This is a genomic window from Actinocrinis sp., assembly GCF_035946395.1.
Taxonomy (GTDB): domain Bacteria; phylum Actinomycetota; class Actinomycetes; order Streptomycetales; family Catenulisporaceae; genus Actinocrinis.
Window position 1 is genome coordinate 1 of record NZ_DASYZI010000115.1, and the last position, 15,361, is coordinate 15,361.

15 protein-coding genes are annotated in these 15,361 nt (G+C 70.5%); 10 read left to right on the forward strand and 5 right to left on the reverse strand.

The annotated features are described in order from the left end of the window. The coding region (locus tag VGS97_RS07400) for an SAM-dependent methyltransferase (RefSeq protein WP_326852503.1) at positions 1 to 1,161 on the reverse strand (1,161 nt) is incomplete at its 3' end. Between the two features lie 243 nt (positions 1,162 to 1,404). On the opposite strand from VGS97_RS07400, the gene VGS97_RS07405 reads away from it, so the two are divergent. Both VGS97_RS07405 and VGS97_RS07410 read left to right on the forward strand, forming a co-directional pair. Then, positions 1,405 to 2,589, forward strand: coding sequence for a sensor histidine kinase (locus VGS97_RS07405; RefSeq protein WP_326852504.1), 1,185 nt, complete (start codon positions 1,405 to 1,407; stop codon positions 2,587 to 2,589). Then, complete coding sequence (locus tag VGS97_RS07410) at positions 2,589 to 3,311, forward strand: response regulator transcription factor (protein ID WP_349262024.1); 723 nt, start codon at positions 2,589 to 2,591, stop codon at positions 3,309 to 3,311. Before VGS97_RS07405 ends, VGS97_RS07410 begins: the two co-directional genes overlap by 1 nt. Before the next feature lie 15 nt (positions 3,312 to 3,326). On the opposite strand, the gene VGS97_RS07415 is transcribed toward VGS97_RS07410, so the two are convergent. Further along, positions 3,327 to 4,580 carry an FUSC family protein gene (locus tag VGS97_RS07415; protein WP_326852505.1) on the reverse strand — a complete coding sequence of 418 codons (1,254 nt, stop codon included), beginning with the start codon at positions 4,578 to 4,580 and terminating at the stop codon, positions 3,327 to 3,329. Between the two features lie 178 nt (positions 4,581 to 4,758). Here VGS97_RS07415 and VGS97_RS07420 point away from each other — a divergent pair, with 178 nt between their 5' ends. From VGS97_RS07420 to VGS97_RS07450, 7 genes are all read left to right on the forward strand, one after another. After that, complete coding sequence (locus VGS97_RS07420; RefSeq protein WP_326852506.1) at positions 4,759 to 5,727, forward strand: Rossmann-like and DUF2520 domain-containing protein; 969 nt, start codon at positions 4,759 to 4,761, stop codon at positions 5,725 to 5,727. 76 nt (positions 5,728 to 5,803) lie between these two features. Continuing rightward, entirely contained in the window at positions 5,804 to 6,676 is an 873-nt protein-coding gene (gene panC, locus VGS97_RS07425) for a pantoate--beta-alanine ligase (protein ID WP_326852507.1), read from the forward strand. Beyond that, on the forward strand, positions 6,673 to 8,397 hold the full coding sequence (locus VGS97_RS07430) for an L-aspartate oxidase (RefSeq protein ID WP_326852508.1): 1,725 nt from the start codon (positions 6,673 to 6,675) through the stop codon (positions 8,395 to 8,397). Before panC ends, VGS97_RS07430 begins: the two co-directional genes overlap by 4 nt. Further along, on the forward strand, positions 8,394 to 9,290 hold the full coding sequence (nadC, locus tag VGS97_RS07435) for a carboxylating nicotinate-nucleotide diphosphorylase (protein WP_326852509.1): 897 nt from the start codon (positions 8,394 to 8,396) through the stop codon (positions 9,288 to 9,290). The genes VGS97_RS07430 and nadC overlap by 4 nt, the downstream gene beginning before the upstream one ends. 111 nt (positions 9,291 to 9,401) lie before the next feature. After that, positions 9,402 to 10,190 carry a type III pantothenate kinase gene (locus VGS97_RS07440; RefSeq protein ID WP_326852510.1) on the forward strand — a complete coding sequence of 263 codons (789 nt, stop codon included), beginning with the start codon at positions 9,402 to 9,404 and terminating at the stop codon, positions 10,188 to 10,190. A 27-nt stretch (positions 10,191 to 10,217) separates the two neighbouring features. Continuing rightward, on the forward strand, positions 10,218 to 11,744 hold the full coding sequence (gene lysX, locus VGS97_RS07445) for a bifunctional lysylphosphatidylglycerol synthetase/lysine--tRNA ligase LysX (protein ID WP_326852511.1): 1,527 nt from the start codon (positions 10,218 to 10,220) through the stop codon (positions 11,742 to 11,744). A gap of 34 nt (positions 11,745 to 11,778) precedes the next feature. Continuing rightward, complete coding sequence (locus tag VGS97_RS07450; protein ID WP_326852512.1) at positions 11,779 to 11,943, forward strand: hypothetical protein; 165 nt, start codon at positions 11,779 to 11,781, stop codon at positions 11,941 to 11,943. A 7-nt stretch (positions 11,944 to 11,950) separates the two neighbouring features. Here VGS97_RS07450 and map read toward each other — a convergent pair whose 3' ends face one another. Genes map through VGS97_RS07465 form a run of 3 tightly spaced genes read right to left on the reverse strand, consistent with a single transcriptional unit; the run spans position 11,951 to position 13,908 of the window. Beyond that, positions 11,951 to 12,718 carry a type I methionyl aminopeptidase gene (gene map / locus VGS97_RS07455; RefSeq protein ID WP_326852513.1) on the reverse strand — a complete coding sequence of 256 codons (768 nt, stop codon included), beginning with the start codon at positions 12,716 to 12,718 and terminating at the stop codon, positions 11,951 to 11,953. A 14-nt stretch (positions 12,719 to 12,732) separates the two neighbouring features. Further along, entirely contained in the window at positions 12,733 to 13,515 is a 783-nt protein-coding gene (locus VGS97_RS07460; protein WP_326852514.1) for a M56 family metallopeptidase, read from the reverse strand. 21 nt (positions 13,516 to 13,536) lie between these two features. After that, complete coding sequence (locus tag VGS97_RS07465; protein ID WP_326852515.1) at positions 13,537 to 13,908, reverse strand: BlaI/MecI/CopY family transcriptional regulator; 372 nt, start codon at positions 13,906 to 13,908, stop codon at positions 13,537 to 13,539. An 88-nt stretch (positions 13,909 to 13,996) separates the two neighbouring features. On the opposite strand from VGS97_RS07465, the gene VGS97_RS07470 reads away from it, so the two are divergent. Continuing rightward, complete coding sequence (locus tag VGS97_RS07470) at positions 13,997 to 15,355, forward strand: cytochrome ubiquinol oxidase subunit I (protein WP_326852516.1); 1,359 nt, start codon at positions 13,997 to 13,999, stop codon at positions 15,353 to 15,355. The last annotated feature ends 6 nt before the right edge of the window (positions 15,356 to 15,361 follow it).

The window sequence follows — 15,361 nt, forward strand, 5'->3', positions numbered from 1 at the left end:
CGCACGCAGGTAGCCGCGTGGGTCACTCGACGCCAGCGAGAGCGCGGGTCGGGCGCCGGTTATCCCCAGGCTGTGGAAAACCGTCCGCTGATCGCTCTGCACGGTCCACTCGGCACGTGTCGCAGCTGCGCACGCGTCAAGCGCGACGTGCGCCGTGATATCGCACGAGCCGTCGGGGATCGGAACGGTCTGACGGCCCTGTGCGTAACCGGTAATGGTGCCGAAATGTGGCCTGGACGTGCGAGTATGCGCGTAGTCGATCGCGATGGCGACACCGTGAGCGAGGGCGGCGACGGCTTTCTGCCACGCCGCGTCCCGAGTCGACCCGACCTCGGCTCGCTGCGGCGGTCCGGCTGGATCTGACGATCCGTCGGTCGGCCACCATGTGGACAACCAGGCCTGTTGCTCGCGGCTCGGCGCGGCGCCGAGGCGTTCCGTGCCGTCCGCCGCGACCTCCACGCTGCGCCAGCCGCCATGCGTCGCCTGGACGACATCGCACGGCACGTTGTCCAGCCACTCGTTGGCGACGAGCAATCCAGTCACGGTGCCAGCTTCGGGTAACTCGTTACGCCATTCGATCTCTGTAATCAGATTATCGGGGCGGTTGGCGAGCTCGACGGCGATCAGCCTCAGCCGGTCGGCCAGTGAATCCCGAACAAGGGGATCGCGGGCACGGGGTTCGCTGGCAGGGGGATTACTTGCGAGGGGTTCACTGGCGGGCGGACCATTGGTGGGGGGATTACTGGCTGGGGGACCGCTGGCGAACGGATGGTCGGTGGGGAGATGACTGGCGGGAAGATTGCCGGTGAGCGGTTCACCAGCGGAGGGATTGCTGGCGAATGGATCACCTGAGGGGCGGTTACTGGCGAGCAGTTCACTGGTGAGCGCGTCGGTGGTGAGCGGATTACTAGTAAGCGGGTCGCTGGAGTCGCGTTCGTCCGCGAGTTGGGTGCGGACCGACTCAAGCAGTTCTCCGCGCCCCGCGCCCACGTCGACCAGCGCGATCTCGTCGGGGTGCCCCAGCGCGTCGTCGATTTCCCGGAGTAGTCGGACGATCGCGGTCGCGAACAGCGGTGAGGCATGCACGGACGTGCGGAAATGCGCTGCGGGGCCGCCGCGTGTCCGGTAGAAGCCGCGCGGCCCGTACAGCGCTCTTTCCATCGCCGCCGACCAGGGGAGAAAGTCGGTCCCGGTCCCGCTTCCGGGCCTGCTTTCGGACCCGCTTCCGGTCCCGCCTCCGATCTCGCCTTCGATCTCGCCTTCGGACCCGCTTCCTGTCACTGGTATCGACCGGCTCGTCGTGTGTGTCCCACCATGGGATGAGACCGTACCGCTCCGGGATGAGCCGACATTTCGCTCCGGCGGTGCATGGGCAGGACCTCGGGGATTTCGTACGCTCGTGTCGTGACGCGCCTCTATGCCTGGCTCCAGAACCACCCCACGCTCGTCGACGGGGTGATGGCGGCCGCCTTGGTGTTCTTCGGTGCGGCGAGCGCGTTCGGGCACTTCGAGCCGATCGGCAAGATGACCGGCGTGCTCATCGGCGCACCGCTGGTGTTCCGGCGCCAGTTCACGGTCACCGCGTTCTGGGCCGTGGTCGTGATCGGCGGCGTCCAGGTGTTCTTCAGTTCCCGGCCCACCGCGTCCGATCTCGCCGTGCCCATGGCGCTTTACGCACTCGCCGCGTACCGCCCGCGGCGCGTTTCACTGGTGGGCTTCGCGGTCAGCCTGATCGGCGCCGCCACGGTGATGGCCGTCTGGATACCGCCGAAGAACCGTGCGTGGATCTCGTGGACCGACTGGATCCTGCTGTACGCGGTGTTGGCGACGCCTTCGATCATCGCGTGGGTACTCGGCGACTCGATGCGTTACCGGCGTGCCTACTACCTCGACTTGGAGGACAAGGCCCGGCGTCTCGAACGCGAGCGGGATCAGCAGGCCGAGATCGGCGCCGCCGCCGAGCGCGCGCGCATCGCCCGCGAGTTGCACGACGTGATCGCACACAACGTCTCGGTGATGGTCGTGCAGGCTGAGGGCGCGTCATACGCGCTCGACAGGTCGCCCGACACCACACGCCGGGCGCTGGGCACGATCGCCGAAACCGGCCGGACCGCGCTCTCGGAGATGCGGCGCCTGCTCGGGGTGCTGCGTTCGGAGGCGAATTCGGCCGATCGGGCGCCGCAGCCGGGCGTCGACCAACTGGAGGATCTGCTTGAGCAGGTGCGTGCGGCCGGGCTGGCGGTCGACTTCTCGGTCGAGGGCGTGCCGGTACCACTGCCTCAGGGCATGGCGCTCGCGGCGTATCGCATCATCCAGGAGTCGCTGACCAACACGCGCAAGCATGGCGGCCCACGGGTGAGCGCTCAGGTTTTGCTGCACTACGGTGAGGGCGAACTGCGGATGCTCGTGCGCGACGACGGTAGAGGCGCTGCCGCGCTCACCGACGGGCAGGGGAACGGGTTGACCGGGATGAAGGAGCGAGTGGCGATGTATGGGGGAGCGCTGTACGTCGGCCCGCGCCTCGAAGGCGGGTATCAGGTCGAGGCGGTGCTGCCGTATCGGGCGGCACTTGTCCGTGAGGCCGCGTGATGGCCGACGGCCCGGCCAGGGACGGCACGATGATTCGGGTCGTGCTCGTGGACGACCAGGAGTTGCTGCGCACCGGCTTCCGGATGATCCTCGACGCGCAGCAGGACATGGAGGTGGTCGGCGAGGCCGGAGACGGCGTCACGGCGCTCGAACTGTTGGAGCAGGTGAAGGCCGACGTCGTCCTGATGGACGTGCGCATGCCGGCCCTCGACGGCGTCGAGACGACCCGGCGGCTGCTCGGCAGCAGAAGTGTGCCCGACGGGGGCAACCCTGGTGACGCACGGCCCAAGATCCTCATACTGACGACGTTCGACCTCGACGAGTACGCGTTCGCCGCGATCAAGGCGGGGGCGAGTGGCTTCCTGCTCAAGGACGTGCCGCCGACGGAACTGCTCTCGGCGATCCGTGCGGTGCACAGCGGCGACGCGGTCGTCGCGCCGTCCACCACCCGGCGGCTGCTCGATCGGTTCGCCCCGCTGCTGCCTTCGAGCGCGGCGCCGACGCCACCGACGCTGTCCGCGCTCACCGAGCGGGAGCGGGAGGTGCTCGGGCTCGTCGCGCAGGGCCTGTCGAACTCGGAGATCGCCGCGCGGCTCGTGCTCTCCGAAGCCACGGTGAAGACCCACGTCGGCAGGATCCTGATGAAACTGGAGCTGCGCGACCGGGTGCAGGCGGTCGTGCTCGCGTACGAGAGCGGCCTGGTGCGTCCCGGGCCGCATTAGGCCGCGTACACCACTTCACACAGCCTGATGTGAGGGGTGCGCCGAGTAGGCGCGTAAGGCGGCCGGGATGCCCTCGCGATGCGGACCGTCGTCCGGGTCCAGCTCGCGCAGCATTCTGCGCGAGTCGTCGAGCAGCGCCCCGTAGATCGACCACAGCATCGTCGGCGCGTCCTCGTCCGGATGCAGCGCCTGCGCTGCCTCACGGGCATGCGGCTTCGACGACGTGATCAGGCGGCTGAGCTCGTCGTACACGCGCGGACCAGCCTTGTCCGGCAGTTGCAGGCGGCCGAACGCATTGAGGGCCTTCGCCGTGTCGTCGAGCAGCAGTACCAGTTCCTCGGGGATCTCCCGGTGCGGCTGCGGGATGCCGGCGAAGTCCGCGGTCAGATCGGCCAGCCCGCGCATCAGGCTGTTGAGCTGACTCGCGACGTGGTCGAGCGCGGTGGCCGCCTCGTCGACCCGGTGCACGTCGTCGAGGTGGACCGACTTTCGCGGGTGGTACTTGAGCGACTCCTCGGCCTGTTCGGCGACCTTGCGCGCGGCGCGGGCCGAGGACGCCAGCGCCCGGCTGCGGTCCAGCCAGCCGCGGGCCTGCACGTGGGTCCAGTCGCCGCGCAGCGCCTTCGCCACCGTCGTGCACTGCGCGGCGAGGTCGTCGGCCAGGTCCGCCAGTTCCTTCGCCGCGGTGCGCGCGAACGCCGGCGGCGCGATCACCAGGTTGACCAGCACGCCGATCACCGCGCCGACGACGCTGTCCACGACCCGTACCGCGCCGTAGCTGTTGCCGAATGCCAGTACAAGCAGACCGGTGACCGCGACCTGGGTGACCTGCGTGCCCAGTTGCAGCGTGCGGCCGAGCACCAGTCCGAACACCACGACCAGAGACATGGTGAGCATGTTGACGCCGAGGTAGCGGCCGATCGCCAGAGCCGCGACCATCCCGGCGACGATGCCCGCGCTGTACTGGATCGCCCGGCGCACCGACTGATAGACCGTCACCTGCACGACGACCAGCGCAGCCACCGACGCCAACACCGGATCCCTGACCCCGTGCACCGCCGAGGCGATCCCCCACGCGACCGCGGCGGCCAGGGCGGCCTTTGCGGTCTGGACGAACGCGTCGCGCTCGCGTACCAGCCAGTGTTCGAAGCCGTGCAGCCGGAACACGCGCAAACTCGTGCCGGGCGCCCGCCGGGAGCCGCCCTGCTGCATCCGGTTGCGGGCGCGATCGACCAGCGCGGCGACGTACCGACCCTCCTCACCCGACATGATCACCATTCTCCCGCATCATCACGCGCTCAACTGCACAAAGCGTGTGTCCGCGCGAGCGCGTACGCTTGTGCAACGTCCGGTACCCCGTCAAGGGACTGGAACGGAAACGGATGGGGAGTTGACAGGCGTGGACGGCTCGCGAGCGCAGCCTGCTGACGCTGGGCATTCCGCGAACATGCAGTCCACAGATACAGCGCGTTACGCAGACGTAGCGCCGTCACCGGACGTCGTCACGCCCACCTCGTCGCGCCCTGGCCGCTTCACGGTCGGGGTGATCGGTGCCGGCCGGGTCGGGCCGGTGCTCGGCGCCGCCCTCGCCCGCGCCGGGCACAGCGTGGTCGCCGCCTCCGGGGTTTCGGAGCGCTCACGCCGCCGTGCGGCCGAACTGCTGCCGGGAGTGCCGCTGCTGCCGTCGCAGGAGGTCGCCATCCAGGCCGAGCTGCTGCTGGTCACCGTGCCCGACGACGTGCTCGCGCAACTCGTCGCCGGGCTCGTCTCGACCGGCGCGATCCGGCCCGGGAAGGTGGTCGTGCACACCTCGGGGCGCTATGGCGTCGGGGTGCTCGAACCGGTGGTCAGGGCCGGGGCGCTGCCGCTGGCCCTGCATCCGGTGATGACGTTCACCGGCACCGACGTCGATCTCGCCCGGCTCTCCGGCTGCTCGTTCGGGGTGACCGCGCCGGAGCAGTTCCGCCCGATGGCGGAGGCCCTGGTCGTCGAGATGGGCGGCGAACCGGAGTGGATCGCCGAAGAACGCCGTCCGCTCTATCACGCCGCACTCGCCTCGGGCGCCAACCACCTGGTCACGCTGGTGGCGCAGGCGGCGGACCTGCTGCGTGCCAGCGGCGTGGCCCACCCCAACCACATGCTCGCCCCGCTGCTCTCGGCAGCCCTGGACAACGCGCTGCGCTCCGGCGACGCCGCGCTGACCGGTCCGGTCGCCCGGGGCGACGCGGGTACGGTGGCCGCGCACCTGGCCGAACTCGGCCGCGTCGCTCCGGACGGACCCGTCCGCACGGCGTACCTCGCGATGGCCCGGCTGACCGCCGACCGGGCGCTGGCCGCCGGTCTGCTCACGGCAGAGCAGGCCGAACCGCTGCTCGGCGTGCTCGGCGAGCCGCCCACGAGCGGAGCGGGCCAATGAGAGCAACCCGGCGGATGAGCCCTGCCGCATTGGTGAGCCCTGTCGAACGGGCGAACGCTGTGAACGGAGTGGATCAGTGACGAGGGTCGTGCACACCCGCGCCGATCTTGAAGCGGCCCGCGCCGGGCGTTTCGGCGGCACCGCCGTCGTCATGACGATGGGAGCGTTGCACGACGGTCATCTCGCGCTGATCCACGCGGCCCGGCAGGCGGCGAAAACGGTGGTTGTCACCATCTTCGTGAATCCGCTGCAATTCGGCCCCGGCGAGGATTTCGAGCGTTACCCGCGCACGCTCGACGAGGACGTGGAGCAGTGCGAGGCGCTCGACGTGGACGTGGTCTTCGCCCCCTCGGTGGACGAGGTCTACCCCGGCGGCCCGCCCGCGGTCACCGTGGACCCGGGACCGATGGGCGAGCTGCTCGAAGGAGCCTCCCGGCCGGGCCACTTCGGCGGCATGCTCACCGTCGTGCTCAAGCTGCTCAACCTGACCGCGCCCGACCTGGCCTTCTTCGGGCAGAAGGACGCCCAGCAGCTGGCGATGATCCGCCGGATGGCCCTGGACTTCAACCTGCCGGTCGAGATCGTCGGGGTGCGCACCGTGCGCGAGCCGGACGGCCTCGCGCTCTCCAGCCGCAATCGGTACCTGTCCGACCCGCAGCGGCAGACCGCTCTGGCGCTGAGCCGCGCGCTGGCCGAGGGCGCGATCCAGCCGACCGCCGCCGCAGTCCGGACCGCCGCACGGGCCGTGCTGGACGAGGCCGCGCGGGCCGAGCCTCCGCTCGTGCTGGACTACCTCGCGCTGGTCGACCCGGGCAACTTCCACGAAGTCCCGGACGACTACACCGGTAACGCAATCCTCGCGCTCGCCGCTAAGGTCGGCACGACCCGACTCATCGACAACACTCCGCTTACCATCACGGGGCCGACCATCACCGGCGAGGCGAAATGACCCGCATATCCAGGCTGCTGGCCCCCGCGCCCGGGTGGACCACCTACGCCGACACCGTCGTGGTCGGCTCCGGCATCGCCGGGCTCACCGCGGCGCTGGCCGCGCGGCACGCCGGATCGGTGCTGCTGGTCACGAAGGCGCAGCCGTCCGACGGCTCGACCCGCTGGGCGCAGGGCGGCATAGCGGCCGCGCTCGGCATCGGCGACTCCCCGGAGGCACACCTCGCCGACACGCTCACCGCCGGTGCAGGGCTCTGCGACCCGGAGACCGTGCGCATTCTGGTCACCGAAGGCCCGGCGGCGGTGCGCAATCTGCTGATCAACCGGGGCGCCGAGTTCGACCGCCGCTCGGACGGCAGCATCGCGCTCACCCGCGAGGGCGGGCATCACGCCGACCGGATCATCCACGCGGGCGGCGACGCGACCGGGGCCGAAGTCTCCCGTGCCCTGCTGGCCAGGCTCGACCAACTCGTCGACGAGATCGAGGTCATCGATCACGCCCTGGTGCTCGACCTGCTCACCGACGCTTCCGGCCGCGCCGCCGGACTGACGCTGCACGTTCTGGGCGAGGGTGCTCGCGACGGCGTCGGCGCGGTACACGCCCGGGCCGTGGTGCTCGCCACTGGGGGCCTCGGCCAGGTCTTCACCGCGACCACCAATCCCGCGGTGGCCACCGGCGACGGCGTCGCGCTGGCGCTGCGGGCCGGGGCGCGGGTCGCGGACCTCGAATTCGTCCAGTTCCACCCGACCGTGCTCTGGCTCGGCGACGGCGCGCGCGGTCAGCAGCAGCTCATCTCCGAGGCGGTGCGCGGCGAGGGCGCGTTCCTGGTCGACGCCAAGGGCGAGCGCTTCATGACCGGGCTGCACGAGCTGGCCGACCTCGCCCCGCGCGACATCGTGGCGAAGGCGATCATGCGGCGGGCCAACGAGGCGGGACTCGACCACCTCTGGCTCGACGCCCGGCACTTCGGCGAGGACAAGTGGCGCGGCCGGTTCCCGACCATCTGGGAGTCGCTGCACGACCACGGCGTCGACCCGGTCCGCGATCTGATCCCGGTCGCCCCCGCCGCGCACTACGCGTCCGGCGGCGTGCTCACCGACCACTGGGGCCGCACCTCGATCCCGGGCCTCTACGCCTGCGGCGAGACCGCCTGCACCGGTGTGCACGGCGCCAACCGGCTCGCGTCCAACTCGCTGCTCGAAGGCCTGGTGTTCGCCGACCGGATCGGCCGCGACCTGGCCCGCGCCTTCGGCCCGGACGGCGACGACGCGCCCGGCGAGCCGATCGAGGATCTGCGCCCGCAGCTCCTGCTCGACCCCTCGGTCCGGTCCGCGACGCAGCAGGCGATGAGCGCAGGCGCCGGAGTGCTGCGCAGCGCGCAGTCACTCGAAAGCACTGCCACCGAGCTCGACGTGTTGCTCGACAGGACCGACGCGCAGCCGCGCGCCGAGGCCTGGGAGGCGACCAATCTCCAGCAGGTCGCCACGGTGCTCGCCGACGTGGCCGCGCGACGAGAGGAGACCCGCGGCTCGCACTGGCGCGAGGACTTCCCCGCCGACGACGCGCACTGGCGGGTCCGGCAGATCGCGCAGGTCACCGCCGGGGGGTTGCACATCACTCGCAGCCCCGTCTCGGCGGCGGTGGATTTCGGCCCCGCCACGTCTGTGAATCCAGCTCCGCCTGTGAATCCGGCACAGCCTGTGAAGGAGGACGCCCGGTGATCGCTGCCCAGACCGCACAGTTGCTGATCGACGCGGGACTCGACCCCGACCGGGTCGAGCGCGTCGTGCGTAATGCGGTGGAGGAGGACCTTGACGGCGGCATCGACGTGACCACGGCCGCGACCGTGGACGAGACGGCCCGTGCGGTCGCCGACTTCACCGCGCGCGCTCCGGGGGTCGCCGCGGGTATCCCGGTCGCGGCGACCGCGCTTGACGTCGTCTCCGGCGGTGACGCCGCGATCGAGTTCCACGTCGCGGACGGCGAGCGCGTCGAGCCCGGGACTGTGCTGTTCACCGTGTCCGGCCGGGTCCGTGACCTGCTGACCGCCGAACGTACCGCGCTCAACCTGCTCTGCCACCTGTCCGGCATCGCGACCCTCACCCGCCGGTGGGTGGACGCGGTCGAGGGCACCGGAGCGAAGATCCGCGACACCCGCAAGACCACCCCCGGCCTGCGCAGGCTGGAGAAATACGCGGTGCGCTGCGGCGGCGGCGTCAACCACCGGATGTCGCTGTCCGACGCCGCGATGGTCAAGGACAACCACGTCGTGGCGGCCGGCGGTGCCGTCGAGGCGTTCGAGGCGGTCCGCAAACGCTGCCCCGACCTGCCGATCGAAGTGGAGGTCGACACGCTCGACCAACTGCTCCCGGTGGTCGAGGCCGGCGCGGAGTTGGTGCTTCTCGACAACTTCACGCCCGAGCGAATGCGGGCCGCGGTGCTGCTCGTCGGGCGTAACGAGCCGTATGGTCGTACCAGGCTCGAAGCGAGCGGCGGACTGACCCTGGACCAGGCTCGCGCCGCCGCCGAGACCGGAGTCGATTACCTGTCGGTCGGCGCGCTCACCCACTCCGCGCCGATCCTGGACATCGGCTGCGACTTCCGCACCGATTGAGACACCTGCGACACCAGGACAGCACCGCGAACGAGCAAAGCCGAAAACCAGAACACAGCCGGACCGACCCCTGCCGACCCACCCGGCGCTTCCCCCACCGGAGCCCCAGCCATGCTGCTCACCATCGACATCGGCAACTCCCACACGGTGCTCGGCCTCTTCGAGGGAGAGGAGATCGTCGAGCACTGGCGGGTCTCCACCGACCCCAACCGCACCGCCGACGAGCACGCCGTGCTGTTCCAGGGACTGATGAACAACCATCCGCTGGTCGGCGACGGCGGCGTGGACGGGATCGCGCTGTGCTCCACGGTCCCGTCCGTGTTGCAGGAGATGCGCGACATGATCCGCCGCTACTACGGGGACATCCCGTCCCTGGTGGTCGAGCCGGGGGTCAAGACCGGCATCCCGGTGCTGGTGGACAACCCGAAGGAGGTGGGCACCGACCGGATCATCAACGCGCTCGCGGCGGTCCACCTCTACGGCGCGCCCTGCATCGTGGTGGACCTCGGCACCGCCACCTCCTTCGACGCGGTCTCCGCCCGCGGCGAGTGGATCGGCGGCGCCATCGCCCCCGGCATCCAGATCTCGGTGGACGCTCTGGGCGCCCGCGGCGCGCAGCTGCGCAAGATCGAACTGGCCAGGCCCCGCTCGGTGATCGGCAAGAACACCGTCGAGTGCATGCAGGCGGGCATCCTGTACGGCTTCGCCGGGCAGATCGACGGCGTGGTCAATCGGATGGCGGACGAGCTGGCCGACGACCCCAACGACGTCACCGTGGTGGCCACCGGCGGCCTCGCGCCGCTGGTCCTGGAGGAGGCCGACGTCATCGACGCACACGAGCCCTGGCTTACCCTGATCGGCCTGCGGCTGGTGTACGAGCGCAATATCGGGACCAGCTGAGCACGGCCGCCCCGTAAGCTTTACCCCATGAGCGACGAGCCCACCGAGACCGCTGGCAGCCCCGCGAACGACGAGCCTGAGCAGATGCGGGTGCGGCGGGAGAAGCTGGAGCGGATCAAGGCCCGGGGGGTCGAGCCGTTCCCGGTCGGCTATCCGCGTACTGCGACCATCGCCGAGGTGCGCGAGAGGTTCCAGGGCCTGGAGACCGATACCGCGACCGGGCAGAGCGTGGCGGTGGCCGGGCGGGTGCTGCTCTCGCGCATCGGCGGCAAGCTGTGCTTCGCCACGATCCGCGAGGGTGAGGCGGAGATCCAGGTGATGGTCTCGCTGGACCGGGTCGGCGAGCAGGCACTCGCCGACTGGAAGGCGGATGTCGACCTCGGTGACCATGTCGGCGTCACCGGCGAGGTGATCACCTCGCGGCGTGGTGAGCTGTCCATCCTCGCGGACTCCTGGCAGATGACCGCCAAGTGTCTGCGGCCGCTGCCGGACAAGCACAAGGGCCTGTCCGATCCCGAGGCGCGGGTGCGCCAGCGCTATGTGGACCTGATCGTCAACGCGGATGCGCGTTCGATGATGCGCCAGCGCTCGGCGATGATCCGCTCGATCCGGGAAACCATGCACGGCGAGGGTTACATCGAGGTCGAGACCCCGGTGCTACAGACGGTGCACGGCGGGGCCAGCGCGCGCCCGTTCCGCACCCACATCAACGCGTACGACATGGACATGTACCTGCGCATCGCCACCGAATTGCCCCTCAAGCGGCTGATCGTCGGCGGCGCGGACCGGGTCTTCGAGATCGGGCGGCTGTTTCGCAACGAGGGTGCGGACGCGACGCACAACCCGGAGTTCACCACGATCGAGTGCTACGAGGCGTACGGCGACTATCGCACGCAGGCCGAGCTCACCCGCCAGCTGATCCTCAACGCGGCGGTGGCAGTCAACGGCACGACGGTGATCCGCGGCCTGGACGCGCACGGCGTCGAGCACGAGCTCGACCTGGCCGAGCCGTGGGGCGAGATCTCGGTGTACGACGGCATCTCCGAGCGGCTCGGCGAGCCGGTCACCCCCGAGACCCCGGTGGAGCGGCTGCGCGAACTGGCGGACAAGGCGGACGTGCCCTACGAGCCGAAGTGGGGGCACGGGCAGATCGTGCTGGAGATGATCGAGCGGCTGCTCGAAGAGGACACCATCGCCCCGACGTTCCTGATGGACTATCCGACCGAGGTCTCCCCGCTGGCCCGCAGGCACCGCACCAAGGCCGGGGTGTCGGAGAAGTGGGACCTGGTGATCCTGGGCACCGAGCGGGCCACCGCGTTCTCCGAGCTGACCGACCCGATCGACCAGCGCGACCGGCTCACCGCGCAGTCGCTGCTGGCCGCCGCCGGCGACGAGGAGGCGATGCAGCTGGACGAGGACTTCCTGCGTGCCCTGGAGTACGGCATGCCGCCCTCCGGCGGGATGGGCATGGGGATGGACCGGCTCATCATGATGCTGACTGGCAAGAACATCCGCGAGACCATTCTCTTCCCGCTCGTTCGCCCTGGGGCGTAGCGGTCAACGGCCGACGACGCCGTGGAGGTGAGACGTGCTGAAGGACCTCGAATCCCTGATACCGCCGACGATCATGGCGGTCGCGTTCGTCGCGGTCGTCATCACGATCCTGCGCTCGCAGAACCCGCGGCGGCGCGAAGCCGCCAGGCGGCGCGAGCGCGCCGCCGAGGAAGCCGATCCGCGCATCCACAAGTCCTGACCTGGACTCAGAGCGCGGTCAGGATCAGCGGTCCCTGCGCGGTGACCGCGACGGTGTGCTCCACGTGCGCGGCGCGGCTGCCGTCCGCGCTGCGCATGGTCCAGCCGTCGTCGTCGATCCGGTAGTCGTCCTTGCCGCCTGCCAGGAACCAGGGTTCGATCGCGATGACCAGTCCGGGGCGCAGCCGCAGGCCGCGTCCGGCGCGTCCTTCGTTGGGCACCGACGGGTCCTCATGCATGGTGTGCCCGACGCCGTGCCCGCCGAAGTCGGTGTTGATCCCGTAGCCGCCCGCACGCCCTACGGCGCCGATGGCCGCCGAGATGTCTCCGATCTTCGCGTCGGCGACGGCTGCCGCGATACCGGCCTTCAGCGCGTCGTACGCCGTGTCGATCAGGCGCTTGTCGCTCTCGTGCTCGCGCCCGATGGTGAACGAGATGGCGGAATCGCCGGTCCAGCCGTCCAGCGTCGCTCCGCAGTCGACGCTCAGCAGGTCTCCGTCCGCCAGCTGATAACGCGTCGGTATGCCGTGTAGTGCTGCGTCGTTGACGGAGGTGCAGATCACGGCCGGGAACGGCACCGGGGCGAAGCGCGGCCGATAGCCCAGGAACGGCGACGTGGCACCGGCGGAACGCAGGACCTCGCGCGCCACCTCGTCCAGTTCGGTCAGCCGAACGCCCACGGCGGCGTGCTTGCGGACCGCGGCCAAGGACTGCGCGACGACGCGCCCGGCGGCGCGCATCGCCTCGATCTCTCCGGGTGTCTTGAGCTCGACCACGATTCGTCCCCGTCTCAGGTAAGTCGCCGAACGCGTGCGATAACGGACGTCTGCTCAGTGCCGCCGACGGCTTCCGCCATGGAGCCGCTCATGGCGTCTGACATGCCCGGCGGACGCCCTGCGCCGACGCGTGCGAGCGCGCGCGCCACCGTGCGGCGGCTGGTGGCTCGTGCGGCGGCGTCGTCGGCCAGCATCTCCACCAGCTCGGCCACGGCTGCGGTCGCCCTGCGGGCGGGCGGCAGGAACGGCAGCGCGGACTGCCAGGCCACGAACGGCTGGATGACCAACTCGTGCCGTCCGGCGGCGTGTGCGCGCTCGTGCGCGAGGACGGCGGCCAGTTCGTCCGGAGGCAGCGCCGCGAGGGCACCGTCGGTGATCACGATGCGGGGATGCGGGCCGGGAAGGCAGTACGCTAGCGGCTCGGGATGGTCGAGCACGCGCACGCCGTCGGCCTCGGCCCGGCCGAGCAGGTCCACCACGGCCCGCTGGCGCCGCAGGTCGCGCTCGATGCGCACGGCGGAGGTGGCCAGCACCCCGACCAGCCAGGAGAACAGCAGCAGGGCGAGCACGAGCGCGATCGCGTTGAGCGCGGTCCAGTCCCTGCCGAGCGGCGCGATGCCCAGCAGCAGCAGGGTGCTGATCGCGCTCAGCCCGCCGACGAGCCCGACCAGCTGCCAGAGCACGATGGCGGCCCGCGGCGAGCGCTTCGTCCAGTTCGCGGCGCAGAGCGCCTCAGGCACCGGCCAGGCGAGCAGTACGGCGGTGACGGCGCTCGCGGCGGCGGCTATCAGCCACATCGCAGTAGCCAGCCGTCGCGGTCAGGCGTTCGAGCCGTGGGCGGGAGTCTCCTCAAGCAGCTCGCGCAGCAGCGCCTTCTCCTCCTGCGACACCGAGCCGGCGAAGTGCACCAGGGCCGAGCGCCGGTCGCTGGTGGTGCCCAGCGCCTCCAGCATCGTGCTCGCGATCAGCTCGGCGCGGCTCGTGGTCGCGGAGTACCGGTAGGCGCGGCCGTGCCGCTGCCGAGTGACGAAGCCCTTGCCGCCCAAGCGGTCCAGCACCGTGAGGATGGTGGTGATGGCCGGGGCGTGCTCGCGCGGCAGCTCCTCCACGATCCGGGTCGCCGGAACCGGTTCGGGTGTGTTCCAGAGCACGTCCATGACCGCGCGTTCGAGTTCGCCGAGCCTCGCCATGAGGACTACTCTACTGTCGAAAGAACTTCTACGGGACGTAGAAAATACCCGTCGATGCCGCCGGCGTGCGACCGAGGGGAGCCGATCGATGTCCGGACTCGTCGTCGCGCGGATCGAGACCGCGCTGTCGCTGTCGTTCCACATCCTGTTCGCCGTCTTCGGCGTCGGGCTGCCGTGGCTGCTCCTCTATGCGGAGGGGCGCTGGCTGAGGACCGGTGACCGGGCCTGGCACGCGCTGACCCGCAAGTGGGCCCGGGTGATGGCGGTGCTGTTCGCCATCGGCGCGGTATCCGGCACCGTGCTCTCCTTCGAGTTCGCCCTGCTGTGGCCGACCTTCATGGCGACCTACGGCGGTGCGATCGGGCTGCTGTTCACGCTGGAGGCCTTCGCGTTCTTCACCGAGGCGATCTTCATGGGCCTCTACCTCTACGGCGGGCGGCGCCTGTCGCCGCGGGCGCACTGGCTGGTCCTCTGGCCGATCGCGATCTCCGGCACGCTGTCCACGCTGTTCATCGTCATGGCCAACGCCTGGATGAACGATCCGGTCGGCATCGGGGTCGCGCACGGGAAGGTGGTGGCCGATCCGTGGGCGATCTTCCGTAGTTCCACCTCGTGGACCGAGGCCGGTCACATGCTCGTCGCCGCGCTCATGTGCACCGGCGGCGCAGTGGCGGCCGTATACGCGGTCGGCATGCTGCGCGGCCGGCGTGACCCCTATCACCGCAACGCCCTGAATCTCGGCATGGCCGTCATCCTGGTGCTGGCGCCGATCCAGCTGCTCGTCGGCGACTTCGCGGCACGCGACGTGGCCACGACGCAGCCCGCCAAGCTCGCCGCGATGGAAGCGCACTACGTCACCTCCGGGCACGTGCCGCTGACCATCGGCGGGTTCTACAACGCGCGGACGCACCAGCTGGTCGGCGGCGTCAGGATCCCGGACGGGCTGTCCCTGCTGCTGGACTTCAAACCCGGCGCGGTGGTCCCCGGCCTGGACCAGACTCCGGTCGACCGGCAGCCGATGACGGCCGTGGTGCACCTCGCGTTCGACACGATGGTTGGCCTCGGCACGGTGATTCTGCTGATCGCGGCTTGGGGCGCATGGCGCTGGTGGCGGGCGCGGCGGCGCGGCGCCCTGCCGCGGATCGCGCACACCAGGCCGTGGCTGTGGGCCGCCGCGTTCAGCGGACCGGCCGCCATGGTCGCGATGCTGGCCGGTTGGGAGGTGACCGAGGGCGGCCGGCAGCCATGGATCGTCTACCAGCACATGCTGGTGGCCGATGCGGCCACCAAGACCACCGGCCTCGGCTGGGCGCTGCTCGCCACCATTCTGATCTACCTCGGTCTGGCGCTCGCGCTCGTGCTCATCCTGCGCAAACTGGCCGACGGCGCGCCGCCCGGTCTTGACGCGCAACCGCAGGAAACCCAAGCGCTGGAGGCGACCCGGTGATAGGCG

Excerpts from the sequence above, each read along its gene's own strand:
- VGS97_RS07410 (WP_349262024.1), top strand. The coding sequence starts at position 2,589 with ATGGCCGACGGCCCGGCCAGGGACGGCACGATGATTCGGGTCGTGCTC.
- VGS97_RS07415 (WP_326852505.1), bottom strand. The coding sequence starts at position 4,580 with ATGTCGGGTGAGGAGGGTCGGTACGTCGCCGCGCTGGTCGATCGCGCC.
- VGS97_RS07420 (WP_326852506.1), top strand. The coding sequence starts at position 4,759 with ATGCAGTCCACAGATACAGCGCGTTACGCAGACGTAGCGCCGTCACCG.
- VGS97_RS07430 (WP_326852508.1), top strand. The coding sequence starts at position 6,673 with ATGACCCGCATATCCAGGCTGCTGGCCCCCGCGCCCGGGTGGACCACC.
- VGS97_RS07440 (WP_326852510.1), top strand. The coding sequence starts at position 9,402 with ATGCTGCTCACCATCGACATCGGCAACTCCCACACGGTGCTCGGCCTC.
- lysX (WP_326852511.1), top strand. The coding sequence starts at position 10,218 with ATGAGCGACGAGCCCACCGAGACCGCTGGCAGCCCCGCGAACGACGAG.
- VGS97_RS07460 (WP_326852514.1), bottom strand. The coding sequence starts at position 13,515 with ATGTGGCTGATAGCCGCCGCCGCGAGCGCCGTCACCGCCGTACTGCTC.
- VGS97_RS07465 (WP_326852515.1), bottom strand. The coding sequence starts at position 13,908 with ATGGCGAGGCTCGGCGAACTCGAACGCGCGGTCATGGACGTGCTCTGG.
- VGS97_RS07470 (WP_326852516.1), top strand. The coding sequence starts at position 13,997 with ATGTCCGGACTCGTCGTCGCGCGGATCGAGACCGCGCTGTCGCTGTCG.